This is a genomic window from Emticicia sp. CRIBPO (assembly GCF_009905725.1).
In the GTDB taxonomy this organism is placed as follows: domain Bacteria; phylum Bacteroidota; class Bacteroidia; order Cytophagales; family Spirosomataceae; genus Leadbetterella.
The window spans coordinates 195,203-207,296 of record NZ_JAAAKV010000001.1 but is presented as its reverse complement, the minus strand read 5'-3'; the positions used below and the strand labels follow the sequence as shown (position 1 = coordinate 207,296).

General features: G+C 44.2%; 16 protein-coding genes. 10 read left to right on the top strand and 6 right to left on the bottom strand.

Annotated features, from left to right (window positions below; all coding sequences use genetic code 11):
• Nucleotides 1-34: 34 nt before the first annotated feature.
• From GVN16_RS00925 to GVN16_RS00915, 3 genes are all read left to right on the top strand, one after another.
• Nucleotides 35-589: an alpha/beta hydrolase gene (locus GVN16_RS00925; protein WP_229243983.1), complete on the top strand. Its 555-nt coding sequence runs from the start codon at nucleotides 35-37 to the stop codon at nucleotides 587-589.
• A 29-nt stretch (nucleotides 590-618) separates the two neighbouring features.
• On the top strand, nucleotides 619-1,095 hold the full coding sequence (locus GVN16_RS00920; RefSeq protein WP_166561953.1) for an SRPBCC family protein: 477 nt from the start codon (nucleotides 619-621) through the stop codon (nucleotides 1,093-1,095).
• Nucleotides 1,096-1,195: 100 nt separating this feature from the next.
• The gene (locus tag GVN16_RS00915) at nucleotides 1,196-1,618 is read left to right on the top strand and encodes a hypothetical protein (RefSeq protein ID WP_166561952.1); all 423 of its coding nucleotides are present in this window, start codon (nucleotides 1,196-1,198) and stop codon (nucleotides 1,616-1,618) included.
• Nucleotides 1,619-1,689: 71 nt separating this feature from the next.
• Here GVN16_RS00915 and GVN16_RS00910 read toward each other — a convergent pair whose 3' ends face one another.
• Nucleotides 1,690-2,322 (bottom strand): 7-carboxy-7-deazaguanine synthase QueE, encoded by a 633-nt coding sequence (locus GVN16_RS00910; protein ID WP_229243982.1) that lies wholly within the window; start codon nucleotides 2,320-2,322, stop codon nucleotides 1,690-1,692.
• A gap of 199 nt (nucleotides 2,323-2,521) precedes the next feature.
• Between GVN16_RS00910 and ispG the strand changes: the two genes are divergently transcribed.
• Genes ispG through GVN16_RS00885 form a run of 5 tightly spaced genes read left to right on the top strand, consistent with a single transcriptional unit; the run spans nucleotide 2,522 to nucleotide 6,027 of the window.
• Nucleotides 2,522-4,501: a (E)-4-hydroxy-3-methylbut-2-enyl-diphosphate synthase gene (gene ispG, locus GVN16_RS00905; protein ID WP_166561951.1), complete on the top strand. Its 1,980-nt coding sequence runs from the start codon at nucleotides 2,522-2,524 to the stop codon at nucleotides 4,499-4,501.
• A gap of 8 nt (nucleotides 4,502-4,509) precedes the next feature.
• On the top strand, nucleotides 4,510-4,701 hold the full coding sequence (locus GVN16_RS00900; protein ID WP_166561950.1) for a DUF6728 family protein: 192 nt from the start codon (nucleotides 4,510-4,512) through the stop codon (nucleotides 4,699-4,701).
• A gap of 4 nt (nucleotides 4,702-4,705) precedes the next feature.
• Nucleotides 4,706-5,062 (top strand): MmcQ/YjbR family DNA-binding protein, encoded by a 357-nt coding sequence (locus GVN16_RS00895; protein ID WP_166561949.1) that lies wholly within the window; start codon nucleotides 4,706-4,708, stop codon nucleotides 5,060-5,062.
• Nucleotides 5,063-5,064: 2 nt separating this feature from the next.
• Entirely contained in the window at nucleotides 5,065-5,580 is a 516-nt protein-coding gene (locus GVN16_RS00890) for a tetratricopeptide repeat protein (protein WP_166561948.1), read from the top strand.
• Between the two features lie 18 nt (nucleotides 5,581-5,598).
• Complete coding sequence (locus tag GVN16_RS00885) at nucleotides 5,599-6,027, top strand: gamma-glutamylcyclotransferase (protein ID WP_166561947.1); 429 nt, start codon at nucleotides 5,599-5,601, stop codon at nucleotides 6,025-6,027.
• Nucleotides 6,028-6,093: 66 nt separating this feature from the next.
• Here GVN16_RS00885 and gldC read toward each other — a convergent pair whose 3' ends face one another.
• Both gldC and GVN16_RS00875 read right to left on the bottom strand, forming a co-directional pair.
• Nucleotides 6,094-6,432, bottom strand: coding sequence for a gliding motility protein GldC (gene gldC, locus GVN16_RS00880; protein WP_166561946.1), 339 nt, complete (start codon nucleotides 6,430-6,432; stop codon nucleotides 6,094-6,096).
• Nucleotides 6,433-6,739: 307 nt separating this feature from the next.
• The gene (locus GVN16_RS00875; protein ID WP_166561945.1) at nucleotides 6,740-7,459 is read right to left on the bottom strand and encodes a DUF4197 domain-containing protein; all 720 of its coding nucleotides are present in this window, start codon (nucleotides 7,457-7,459) and stop codon (nucleotides 6,740-6,742) included.
• A 130-nt stretch (nucleotides 7,460-7,589) separates the two neighbouring features.
• Between GVN16_RS00875 and GVN16_RS00870 the strand changes: the two genes are divergently transcribed.
• Nucleotides 7,590-8,846 carry a competence/damage-inducible protein A gene (locus GVN16_RS00870; RefSeq protein ID WP_166561944.1) on the top strand — a complete coding sequence of 419 codons (1,257 nt, stop codon included), beginning with the start codon at nucleotides 7,590-7,592 and terminating at the stop codon, nucleotides 8,844-8,846.
• A gap of 21 nt (nucleotides 8,847-8,867) precedes the next feature.
• The gene (locus GVN16_RS00865; protein WP_166561943.1) at nucleotides 8,868-10,127 is read left to right on the top strand and encodes a dihydrolipoamide acetyltransferase family protein; all 1,260 of its coding nucleotides are present in this window, start codon (nucleotides 8,868-8,870) and stop codon (nucleotides 10,125-10,127) included.
• Between the two features lie 80 nt (nucleotides 10,128-10,207).
• Here GVN16_RS00865 and GVN16_RS00860 read toward each other — a convergent pair whose 3' ends face one another.
• The 3 genes from GVN16_RS00860 to GVN16_RS00850 are packed head-to-tail and all read right to left on the bottom strand — an operon-like array spanning nucleotide 10,208 to nucleotide 12,092.
• A complete protein-coding gene (locus GVN16_RS00860; RefSeq protein ID WP_166561942.1) occupies nucleotides 10,208-10,864 on the bottom strand; it encodes a DUF4159 domain-containing protein in 657 nt (218 codons plus the stop codon).
• A 2-nt stretch (nucleotides 10,865-10,866) separates the two neighbouring features.
• Nucleotides 10,867-11,553 (bottom strand): 16S rRNA (uracil(1498)-N(3))-methyltransferase, encoded by a 687-nt coding sequence (locus GVN16_RS00855; protein WP_166561941.1) that lies wholly within the window; start codon nucleotides 11,551-11,553, stop codon nucleotides 10,867-10,869.
• On the bottom strand, nucleotides 11,553-12,092 hold the full coding sequence (locus tag GVN16_RS00850) for a hypothetical protein (protein ID WP_166561940.1): 540 nt from the start codon (nucleotides 12,090-12,092) through the stop codon (nucleotides 11,553-11,555). Before GVN16_RS00850 ends, GVN16_RS00855 begins: the two co-directional genes overlap by 1 nt.
• Nucleotides 12,093-12,094 lie beyond the last annotated feature (2 nt).

Below are 12,094 nucleotides of genomic sequence, written 5' to 3'. Positions count from 1 at the left end.
TGTCCTGCCAATCTGTCCCTTCAAAAGCATAGATTTGCAGAAAGCATTATCTGATATGACCCATTATTTTATCTTACCCGGATTAGGCAACTCCGGACGCGAGCACTGGCAGACCTGGTTTGAACAATCCGGAGAACATTTTACAAGAATCAACCAGGTCGACTGGGACGCCCCGCTCTGTCAGGATTGGGTCGACACCATCGATAAGGCATTGGAGGACTACGATCTTGAAAACGTAGTGCTGGTCGGCCACAGCCTGGCCTGTGCCACGATTGCTCATTGGGCAAAGCAGACAGGGAAAATCGTTAAAGGAGCCTTGCTGGTAGCCCCGAGCGACCTTGAGGCTCCTCAATACAAAGATGCTTTTCCGGCCAAAGGTTTCGCCCCGATTCCTAAGGAGAAATTCAAATTTAGAACCGTCGTAGTCGCGAGTGAAGACGACATCTGGGTTTCTTTTGAAAGGGCCCAATACTTTGCTGAACAATGGGGTTCTGAATTCATCAACCTGGGAAATGCAGGACACATCAATGCTGCGTCGGGTTATGGAAAGTGGGAGGAAGGGCTGGAGATTCTGAGGGGTTTGGGGTGATAGCATAAATACGTAATTCAATTCTTAATATGCCCGTCATCAAACTCCAGACAAGAATAAAATCTGACATTGACATATGTTTTGATCTGTCAAGAAGTGTGGAATTGCATCAGATATCTACTTCTTCCAGTCGTGAAAAGGTAGTCGGTGGTGTTATGAAAGGTCTGATGGGATTTAATGATTCTGTAACCTGGGAAGCGACTCATTTCGGAGTGAGGCAAAGATTGACAGCCAGGATCACGGCTTTGGAGAAACCATTTCATTTCAGAGATGAGATGGTAGAAGGAGCTTTTAAAAGCTTTTCACATGACCATTTTTTTGTGCTGAACGGAGACCAAGTAATTATGGAAGATGTTTTCAGTTTTGAAACGCCTTTCAATATTTTCGGAGAACTATTCAACAGCATTATGCTTACCCGTTATATGACGCGATTGTTGTCGGAAAGGAATGCGGTTATTAAAGAATACGCTGAAACAGATAAATGGAAAACGGTTCTTTTTGAATAGTTTTTCTCATTAAAATTGAATAATCATTTGGAAATAAGGGTTATAGTAGTAATTTTATATAGATTGAAAATTGATCTTGAAAATACAAAACAACTGAGAGATGTCCCGGATAAAAATCACCAGACTCAAAGAGTGGTACAACAGGAAATTTAATTATGCCATTGTAGCTGACGGAAAGGAAATTCTTCAACTGGCCAACGGACAGGGACAAGTCATTGACCTGGAAGGATCTAAAACCCTGCAGGCAAAAATCATGTGGTGCGGTTCTAATAAACTCAAGCTGGATCAGAACCTGGGAAGTAATTCAGAAATAAAGGTAAGTGCCAATAAACTGATTCATAGATTCATTTCTTTTGCCCCGGTGCTTCTGCTGATTTCTGTAGTGCTGAGTAATCTCTTCGCAGGCTCGAAAATCGCCGGCTTTTTAACCCTGATGATCTTCGAAATGATGTTCTCCTGTATTATGCTGCTGACATTCTGGAGAAACAAATGGCTGTGGATAGAGGTAACAGAAAAACCATAAAAGAATAACGATTCGTAGTCCGTCCTCCCTGTCCGACGTGCCCCCCAGGCCGGGCGGGCTTTCTCCTTAAATCATGGGATCTCCATAAACTTATGCGTCTGCAGACTCACCTTCCATTTCGGATTGGCTTTGACGTAGTCTATGATCAGGGGAAGCATCTGGCTTTGCTTGTCCCATTCAGGCTGAAGCAGCAAAACACAATCGGGGTTAACCAGTGCAGCATATTTCTCGGCAAAAGCAAAGTCGGATTTATTGAAAATAATCACCTTCAGTTCGTCCGCTTTCTCATATATTTCAGGTTCGGGCTTCTTGAATTTCTTAGGAGAAAAACAAACCCAGTCCCAGTGACCCGAGAAAGGGTGGGCACCGGAAGTTTCGATATTGGTCTGGAAACCCTTGTTTTTTAAAGCCAGGGTGAGCTCGTCAAGGTTGTACATTAAGGGCTCTCCACCTGTAATGACGGCCAGCCTTCCCGGGAACTCCAGGGCGGCGTTCACGATTTCGTCCAGTTGCTGCACCGGGTGCAGCGAGGCATCCCACGATTCTTTGACGTCACACCACACGCAGCCCACGTCGCAGCCTCCCAAACGGATAAAATAGGCGGCTTTGCCCGAGTGGTAACCTTCACCCTGTAGTGTGTAAAAAGCCTCCATGATCGGAAGACCTGTCTGAATCGCTATGCTTTCCTCTGTCATTTTCATCATCTAAGCGGCAAAATTAATATATTTCAAACAGAATCCCTCTATTTCTTGTTAGTAAGTGAAGGAAAGCCCTTGATTCTGACTATTTTTTCCTGTATTCATCTCATGCGTCGCCACTCAATCTTTGCAAGTTTTTAGACCATTGTATTGTTTAAAACCGTAATTTTGTCAACTGAAAAATGATTTTCATAATTAATTCATAATGAGTTATATACCAACATATTGTGATTCGCTGTTCAGATATTCACGCAGAAAAACCCACCAGGTAAATATCGGCGGACTGGGCATGGGATCAGATTTTCCGATCAGGGTTCAGTCCATGACCACGATCGACACCATGGATACACCGGGTTCTGTAGAGCAGACCATCAGGATGATCGAAAGCGGCTGTGAGCTGGTCAGGATCACCGCCCCGAGCGTGAAAGAGGCCCAGAATCTCGACAATATCAAAAATGAACTGAGAAAGAGAGGATATACCACTCCGCTGGTGGCGGACATACATTTTACGCCCAACGCTGCCGAACTGGCCGCCAGGATCGTAGAAAAGGTGAGGATCAATCCGGGTAATTACGCCGATAAGAAACGCTTTGAAGTCATAGATTATACAGACGCCTCTTATCAGCATGAGCTGGAGAGGATCAGGGAGCGTTTTCTGCCTTTGGTTAAAATCTGTAAAGAATACGGCACTGCCATGAGGATCGGTACCAACCACGGTTCACTGTCCGACAGGATCCTGAGCCGTTACGGGGATACGCCGGTGGGCATGGTAGAGTCGGCCCTGGAGTTCCTGAGGATTTGCGAAGATGAGAATTACTTCAATATCGTTATTTCCATGAAGTCGTCGAACCCGCAGGTGATGGTAGAAGCCTACCGTTTGCTGGTGAAAAGACTGGATGAAGAAAAACTGAAACCGTATCCGCTGCACCTGGGCGTTACAGAAGCCGGGGAAGGGGAGGACGGAAGGATCAAGTCTTCCATGGGTATTGGTACCTTGCTGGAAGACGGGCTGGGAGATACCGTGAGGGTTAGCTTGACAGAAGACCCTGAATTTGAAGCCCCTGTGGCCCGGTCGCTGATTGACCGTTACACCGGAGCGGAAAAACTGGAGGCGGTCCCTGCTTTTGATCACTATCCCGTTGACCCGTTTCAGTATCAGAAAAGAAAAGTACATGAAGTCGGTAATTTCGGCGGACTGAATGTGCCGAGGGTGGTTTCGGATTATTCGGGACTGAAAGACGTCGAAATAGATGATCTGAAACCGGTGGGGCATTTTTACCTGCCGCTACCGGATAAATGGAGAATGAATGACCTGGGAACAGATTATGTTTTCTCCGGCGATACCCCGATCTCTTATATGCTTCCCAACGGGCTGAAGGAATGTCTGAATTATAATACCTGGCTGAACCAGGAAGATAAAACGCATAAAATTCCGGTGCTGACAAAAGAACAATTGCTCAGCGATCCTGTTCTGCATGCTGACATCAATTTCCTTTTCCTGAATACCGATGAGCTGGTTCCTGAGCTGATTACTAAGATTAAAGCCACTTCGAAGTTGGTTTTGGCGTTGAAATCATCAAGAAGCCTTCCCATGACCGATATCAGGAGGTTTTTTGTGGAACTGGTCAATCATGGCATCAGTAACCCGGTGGTGTTGAGAGCGGGTTATGAAAAACTGGATCTGAGTGATTTCCAGCTTTTTGCTGCTACTGACCTCGGAGGGGTGCTCGTTGATGGTTTTGGTGACGGGATTCTCCTGGAAATTCCCGCAGGACTGAACCGCGAAGAACATCTGGCTTTGACAAAAAGCTATAATTCTACGGCTTTCGGGATATTACAGGCGGCCAGGACCAGGATGTCAAAAACAGAGTATATTTCCTGTCCGTCTTGCGGACGTACGCTTTTTGACCTGCAGGAAACCACCGCGATGATCAGGAAAAGAACTGACCACCTCAAAGGTGTGAAAATCGGGATCATGGGTTGTATTGTCAACGGCCCCGGTGAGATGGCCGATGCGGATTATGGTTATGTGGGAATCGGAAAGGATAAAATTTCGTTATACCGTGGCCAGGAAGTGGTCAAAAGATCTGTGGTGGCGGCCAATGCCGTAGACGAGCTGATTGAACTCATCAAAGAAGATGGGAAATGGAATGAGCCTGAATTGATGGAAGAAATGATGAACTGATAAATAGTATGGAAAAGTTTTTGTCGTATTTAAAAATAGCCCCTGTATTCTCTTATTTTCTCAGGGTTTTCAAAAAAGATACTGAAGGGAAATACCCGGTGAGCACCAACCTCAAATTGATGCATGGAATCAACAGGATTTCCATCATTATGTTCCTGGTTTGTATCATTGTGTTGATTGTCAGGGCTTTTACCAGATAATCTGATGGACATCGAACAAGTCAGAGAATATTGTCTTGGTTTTAAGGGCGTCACAGAAGAGTTGCCTTTCGGTCCCGATGTCCTGGTTTTCAAAGTGATGGGAAAGATGTTTTGCCTGATGCCTTTAACGGGTGAAGACAAGAGGATCAGCCTTAAAAATACGCCGGAGAAAAACATAGAACTCAGGGCTGAATATGATTTCATCGCGGGAGCTTATCACATGAGTAAGACCCACTGGAATTCTGTGGATTTAAGATCGCCGGTAAAGATCAGTTTGCTGAATGAGCTCATCAGGGAATCTTATGACCTGGTAGCTGCCGGTCTGACCAAAAAACTAAAGGAAGAGCTTAACGCTTTGTAACAATGGAATTGCTGCTGTTTCTGGTTCCGAGTTTTATCCATGGCTGGCTCATGGGTAATTTTTCTTTTACCGAAACCGAAGAAGAAATGGCCAGCAAGCCGATCATAGAAGGGATAAAGCTGTATAATGAAGGTAAAATTGCTGAAGCATTCCGGTTTTTTGAAAGCCGGTCCGGGCAGACACTTAAGATTGCCTACCTGCATCTGTACCTGGGCAAGTGCCATTATCATTTTGAAAATTATGAAGCAGCCCTGGCCGCTTTTGAACAATGCATCCGCCTGGACTCTACCGTAAGAGAAGGATATTATTACAAAGCCAAAAGCCATTATAATCTTCAGCAGTGGCAAAAGGCCTGCTTCGAACTGAAAAAAGCATCAAGATTACACCTAGACAGGAACCCTGAATTGTTAAGATTACTGGCAGAGGTCGATTATCGCCTCGGAAATTTTGAGAATGCCCGAAAAAACCTTAGAATTGCCTTTGATTTAGACGGCCTCAATAACCAGATTAGTCATTGAAACGTATTTTTAATTGGAATGGAAGATAAGAAAGCAACGGAGTATATATTTGTATACGGTACATTATTAAGTGATTACGGTAAGCTGGACAGCCATAAATACCTGGAGACTTATGCGGAACTGATGGGCAAAGCCACCATGAAAGGCAAGCTTTATATGGTTGATTATTATCCCGGAGTCACGCCCTGCGGTTCGGACGAGAATTATGTGGTGAAGGGCGAACTGTACAAGCTGACGAACCCTGACGAGTTGTTTAATTTCCTGGATACTTATGAGGAATTCTATCCTATGGATCCTGATCACTCTGAATATGTCAGAAGGACTTCTGAAGTGACTTTAACCAAAACAGGGGAGACTTTCCTGGCCTGGGTATATTATTTCAACCAGGACACTACCGAACTGGAATGGCTGCCTAAAGGGGATTTTCTGAGAGAGTATCACAAATAAGCTCGCTGAATAGCATAAAAAAAGGCCACCCGATATCCTCAGGTGACTTTTTTATGAAAACATGACTTAGTTTTTCTTTGCTTCCTCGTTCAGGTGCAATGTCATTTCTTTACCTGCTCTCTCCAGGATTTCGATAATTTTCTGGTCATTAGTTGAATCCTTCAGCATTTGCGAAAGGTTTCCTACCACATCTATGGCAAAATGATTCATTTCATCCACCGGCATATCTTTAGTCCATAGATTGATTCCCAGCAAACCCCTGTGGTAATGATCCCATACACTGATTGATATAGCTTTGGTTTCATTGATCCCTTCGTTAGGGTTTTCAGTAGCGTCCCAGAAAATTTTCTCCGGCACCCTCTGTTCGTCCAATTCTACTGTAAAATGTATTTCTGATTTTGTCATAATTATAAATTTGGTGCAAAATTAGGCAATCGCCCCGTATTGTCCGTAATAAATTTAATATTTAATGATAAGCCCAAACCGGAAAATAAAGTTTCCGGCCCATCAAAATTTTAGTTCTTTTCTCAGAAATTTTAACGAGAGAGTGACCTGCACCCCGCCACTTATGTCCCGGGCCTTCAGGTCCAGAGAACAAAAAAGCCCCGGCACCAGCCGGGGCTTATCTAAAGGAATCTCAGTAAATCTTCTTTTCTCCCCGTCCGACATACGTCAGGCCGGGCGGGCGTTTTCCTTTCTCCTTATATGCTCCTTATATACTCCCAAAAACCCTTCTCAGCAATTCCGTCGTTCTTGCCAAAGGATTTTCCCTGATCTTGGCCTCTTCATCGGCTACAAGCAGGAACAATCCGTCAATGGCTTTCTGAGTGGCATAACCCTTAAGATCCGGGTTTACTTTGGTCACGAAAGGCACTTTATTGTACACATTTGCCAGGTCTGTGTAGTAACGGCTGGCCTGGGTCTTTTCAAGAGCCCTGACTACCGACGGCTCAAAAGCCGCAGCCAGCTGGGTAGAAGTCGTTCTTTTCAAAAACTGCGTAGCAGCATCTTTTTCGCCTTTCAGGATATTAATGGCATCGGTGATGGTCATTTGCCTGATGGCAGAAATAAAGATGGGCTTGGCTTCTTTGGCGGCTTCTTCGGCTCCCCTGTTCAGGGCCAGTACAAACTTGTCCACCTCTCCGCCAAGACCTACGTTTCTGAGTGTGGTTTCAATTTTCTTTACATCTTCAGGGAATGGAATTTTGATCCTCGGGTTTTTGAAATAACCGTCGGTAAGTGAGGCTTTGTCAGCCCCGAGATTGATACCCACCTGGAGAGCTTCTTTAAGTCCGGCTGCAATTTCGCCCTGTGAAAGACCTCCCTGTGTGCTTTTTGATACTTCGTCGAGGATTTTACCGAAATTAATTTTTTGTCCGCATGAAGATAGTGTCATTGAGATAAGAAGTGTAAAAACAAAAATTCTTTTCATTTTGATAATTAAATTGATTTAATAAAGTTTCATAAATTGGAATTCTCCTAATATTTAGAGAACTTCGAACGCGTTTTCAACTAGAACGCAAATTTAGCCTAAATAGTAATACAAAAAAGGATATTAATTAATGCAGCTCATCAACGCAGAAGTAATTACCATAGGAGATGAAATTCTGTTTGGCCAGATTACAGATACAAATACGCAGTGGATCAGTGCCGAAATCGATAAAATAGGTATCAAAACCGTCAGAAAATCCTCAGTCGGTGATACCCGAGAAGATATTGTCAATGTACTCAACGAAAGTTTAAAAAGAGCCGACGTGGTGTTTTTTACCGGCGGACTCGGACCTACCAAAGACGACATTACCAAACATACTCTGGCAGCCTATTTCAATGATGAACTGGTGATCAATAAGGAAGCCGAGGCATTCATCAAGGATTTTTTTGAAAAACGCGGCCGTGAATTTACAGAAATCAACAGGCAGCAGGCCGCCATTCCATCGAAGTGTACCTATTTACCTAATAAAACAGGCACTGCCCCGGGAATGTGGTTTGAGCATGAAGGCAAGATCATCGTATCGATGCCGGGCGTGCCCAATGAAATGAAATACCTCATGACTTACGAGGTCATCCCGAGACTGAAGGAATATTTCAAAACACCTATTATCACCCACAAGATCATCCGTACCATTGGTATCGGCGAGTCATTTCTCGCTGAAAAGATAAGCGACTGGGAAGACAGTCTCCCTTCACATATCAAACTGGCCTATCTGCCGTCTTTCGGACAGGTAAAACTGCGTCTGACAGGATATGGAGATGATTTTCAGGTTTTGGCTGACGATATTGACGCACAGGCGGAAAAACTCAGACCGATCATTGCTGAGTTTATTTATAGTTTTGATAACCAGGAACTTGAAGAGTCGCTAGGGACTATTCTGACAGAAAACCATGAGACCGTTGCTGTCGCCGAAAGCTGCACCGGTGGATATCTTTCCCATCTTTTTACGTCAGTTTCAGGCAGTTCGGCATACTTTATGGGAGGTGTTGTGAGTTATTCCAATGAAGCAAAGATGAACGTACTCTCGGTAAAACAGGAAACACTGGAGAATTTCGGGGCAGTAAGCGAGCAAACGGTTACTGAAATGGCAGAAGGGGTCAGGAAACTGATGAATACCACCTATGGCATAGCCACGAGCGGCATTGCCGGACCCGGCGGCGGCTCAGAAGAAAAACCTGTCGGAACCATCTGGATAGCCGTGAGCGGACCGGAGGGGACCATCGCCAGGAAGTTTCTTTTTATGGGACAAAGAAGTGTGAATATTCAGTACGGCAGTGTCACTGCCCTGAACATGTTAAGGAAATTGATCAATAGAACTTTGGCTTAAAGCCTCGAGAATGTATATATTATGGCAAGAATGGAGATTTTGATGCCTACCATGGGCGAAAGTATATTTGAGTGTACCGTTTTGAAATGGTTGATTAAAGAAGGAGATGTGGTCGATGTGGATGACATGATCCTTGAAGTGGCCACGGATAAAATCGATACGGAAATCGGATCTTCCCATAAAGGTAAAATTGTTAAGTTTCTCGTACAGGAAGGAGATATAGCGGTGATCGGAAACCCGATCTGTGAAATTGAAACGGATAATGTATCGAAAACGGACTCGGGTAAACCTGCTGAGAAAGAACCTGAAGTGCCTGAGATGGCCGGTGAACTTGAAAAAAGCATAGAAGATATTAAATCGCAGGTTGTTTCTTCTGAAAATACTTCGGGTAAATTCTATTCCCCTTTGGTATTGAATATCGCCAGGGAAGAAAACATCAGTTTCAGCGAACTCGAGAAGATCCCGGGTACAGGCTTAGACAACAGGGTGACCAAAAACGATATCCTGGCTTATCTGAAAAGCAAAACCCAGGGTGTGGAGTCACAGAATGTGAAGGTAAGCTCGGAAACCGACCAGATCGTTGAAATGGACCGGATGCGGAAGGTCATTGCTGAGCGTATGGTGGAGTCGAAGCGTATTGCACCGCATGTTACCTCGTTTGTAGAGACCGACATGACAGGCGTTACGATGTGGAGAAACAAGATCAAAAACACATTTGCTGAAGAAACAGGAGAAAATATCACCTTTACACCTATTCTCATTGAAGCGGTTGTCAAAGCCATCAAAGAACTGCCGGGAATCAATATCCAGGTGGATGGAGATAAGATCATCTATAAAAAAGACATCAATATCGGTATGGCTGTGGCACTGCCTAATGGTAACCTCATCGTACCGGTCATTCATAACGCCGACTCTTATAACCTCATCGGTTTGACCAAGAAGGTAAACGACCTGGCAAAAAGGGCAAGAAACAACCAGTTGAAACCAAGCGAACTGGTAGGCGGCACCTACACCGTCACCAACATTGGTACGTTCGGCAACCTGTCCGGAACACCCATCATCCTTCAGCCCCAGGTAGCCATCATGGCTTTCGGGGTCATCCGTAAACTGGCCTCTGTCATCGAAACACCGGAGGGAGACATGATCGGGATACGTCAGAAAATGATCATTTCACATTCTTATGACCACAGGGTGGTAGATGGTTCTTTAGGGGGTATGTTTGTGAAGAAAGTTTCCGATCACCTTGAGAAGTTTGACGTCAACAGGAAGATTCATTCATAAGATTTACGATCCGGTAAACCAACCGCATCAAATATTAAGCAGCTCATACACGGGCTGCTTTTTTTGTACGTCAGAAATGATCAGTAAGTCGTAAAAGCGTACTGGACGATGTTGGCTCCCATTTTAAGTGCTTCAATCCTGGTAGGCTCAGGATCGTCATAAACACTCTGATCTTCCCAGCCGTTGCCAAGGTCGCATTCGTAGCTGAAAAAACAAACCAGGCGTCCTTCAAACACCAGTCCGAAGCCCTGTGGCGGCAGATTGTCATGCTCATGGACTTTCGGCAGGCCTTTGGTAAAATTGTACTTCTGATGATAGATAGGATGGGAAAAAGGCAGCTCAACGAAGTCAAGCTCGGGGAAAACCTTCTTCATTTCTCTCCTGATAAACTTGTTCATCCCGTAGTTGTCATCGATATGTAAAAAACCACCCGACATCAGGTATTTACGGAGGTTGGAAGCTTCCGAGTCATTAAAAAGCACATTGCCGTGGCCGGTCATGTGAATAAAGGGGTACTGGTAAATCTCTGAACTGCCGGGTTCAATGATGTCCTCTTCAGGATGAATAGCCAGTTTAAGGTTTTTATTACAAAAACTGATCAGGTTAGGCAGCGACGTTTTGTTGGAATACCAGTCACCACCACCGCCATATTTCAGTTTGGCGATTTTAAGGGTAGGGGCTTGTCCGAAACTCTGGAATGCTGCGGCCAGGAATATGATCAGAAATAGTTTTCTCATTTTTATAATAAATTAAGTACACTCACCCCCACAACACCCGCTGTTTCTGTTCTCAGCCTGGAGTTGCCCAGGCTCACGGGGTTGAATCCTTTTTCGATAGCCAGACCAATCTCTTCAGGTGTAAAATCCCCTTCAGGGCCGATCAGTAAGATAACTTCCTGCTCAATGGTTTTATTTTGAATGGGCTCCGAGAAATCATTGAGATGGGCAATGAGTTTTTGTCCTTTCAGATCTCCGGCAATAAATCTGCCAAAGTCTGTAATCTCATGAATTTCCGGTAAATAAGCTTTGATAGACTGTTTCATGGCCGAAACAGCAATTTTAGTGATCCTGTCCAGGTTGACTTTCCGCTGAACGCTGTTGGTGGTTTTAATAAAAGAAAGTGTAGAAATACCAATTTCTACACTTTTCTCTACGAAATACTCTATTCTGTCGGCATTTTTAGTCGGACAGATAGCCACATGTATCTTTCTTGACGGTTTCTGAAACTCCTCCTGAACCCCGGATATACTCAGCTGACATTTCTTCGGATTCGGATCAGCGATCAGGCACTCATAAAAATTGCCTTTTCCGTCCACCACATGAATTGTGTCACCTTTTTCTTTTCTCAATACCCTGATGCAATGTTTTGAGTCATTTTCGTCAAGGTAGAGGGATTTTTGAATATCAGGGCTGTAAAAGAGCTGCATTAATCTTCGTCCTCAAGGTCATTTTTGAAACTGTACATGGTTTTATCCAGTTTGAATTTGCCTGAATTAAACTCATCTATGAAAGTGGCAATGACTTCCGGCGTGATTTCTTCGATGTTCAAAGCTACTTCCAGCCCGATACCAAAGTCGAAATCTTCGTCTGTTTCAAGGAATTCTGCGACTTTAACCGTCTCTTCTTCCTCCATTTCTTCCATAAACTCCTCCAGAAGCTCTTCAGCATCCTCATTGACTTTGTAGTTTTCCGTTCTTTCTTCAAACGGCACATAGTCTTTGTGGATCTTCAGTACTTTCTTTTCGGCTTCTTCATACAAGATGCTGTTATAGTGCATATGAAGGGTGTACAGCAATGTGTCATAAATGACCTCTTTGCCGTCTTTCTTTCCTACAAACTGAAAATGTACAAATTCGCCTGAGTCATCCAGGTCATCTTCGTCTTCCACGAAAATGTAGGACTGACCCTCTTCTTCACACTCAGCTTTTAACTTTTTTATTTCCTCTTCTTCAAATCCCTTGTTCATAA

Coding starts and splice junctions, on each gene's coding strand:
- GVN16_RS00920 (WP_166561953.1), top strand. CDS start 619: ATGCCCGTCATCAAACTCCAGACAAGAATAAAATCTGACATTGACATA.
- GVN16_RS00915 (WP_166561952.1), top strand. CDS start 1,196: ATGTCCCGGATAAAAATCACCAGACTCAAAGAGTGGTACAACAGGAAA.
- GVN16_RS00910 (WP_229243982.1), bottom strand. CDS start 2,322: ATGATGAAAATGACAGAGGAAAGCATAGCGATTCAGACAGGTCTTCCG.
- ispG (WP_166561951.1), top strand. CDS start 2,522: ATGAGTTATATACCAACATATTGTGATTCGCTGTTCAGATATTCACGC.
- GVN16_RS00900 (WP_166561950.1), top strand. CDS start 4,510: ATGGAAAAGTTTTTGTCGTATTTAAAAATAGCCCCTGTATTCTCTTAT.
- GVN16_RS00895 (WP_166561949.1), top strand. CDS start 4,706: ATGGACATCGAACAAGTCAGAGAATATTGTCTTGGTTTTAAGGGCGTC.
- GVN16_RS00890 (WP_166561948.1), top strand. CDS start 5,065: ATGGAATTGCTGCTGTTTCTGGTTCCGAGTTTTATCCATGGCTGGCTC.
- GVN16_RS00885 (WP_166561947.1), top strand. CDS start 5,599: ATGGAAGATAAGAAAGCAACGGAGTATATATTTGTATACGGTACATTA.
- gldC (WP_166561946.1), bottom strand. CDS start 6,432: ATGACAAAATCAGAAATACATTTTACAGTAGAATTGGACGAACAGAGG.
- GVN16_RS00875 (WP_166561945.1), bottom strand. CDS start 7,459: ATGAAAAGAATTTTTGTTTTTACACTTCTTATCTCAATGACACTATCT.
- GVN16_RS00870 (WP_166561944.1), top strand. CDS start 7,590: ATGCAGCTCATCAACGCAGAAGTAATTACCATAGGAGATGAAATTCTG.
- GVN16_RS00865 (WP_166561943.1), top strand. CDS start 8,868: ATGGCAAGAATGGAGATTTTGATGCCTACCATGGGCGAAAGTATATTT.
- GVN16_RS00860 (WP_166561942.1), bottom strand. CDS start 10,864: ATGAGAAAACTATTTCTGATCATATTCCTGGCCGCAGCATTCCAGAGT.
- GVN16_RS00855 (WP_166561941.1), bottom strand. CDS start 11,553: ATGCAGCTCTTTTACAGCCCTGATATTCAAAAATCCCTCTACCTTGAC.
- GVN16_RS00850 (WP_166561940.1), bottom strand. CDS start 12,092: ATGAACAAGGGATTTGAAGAAGAGGAAATAAAAAAGTTAAAAGCTGAG.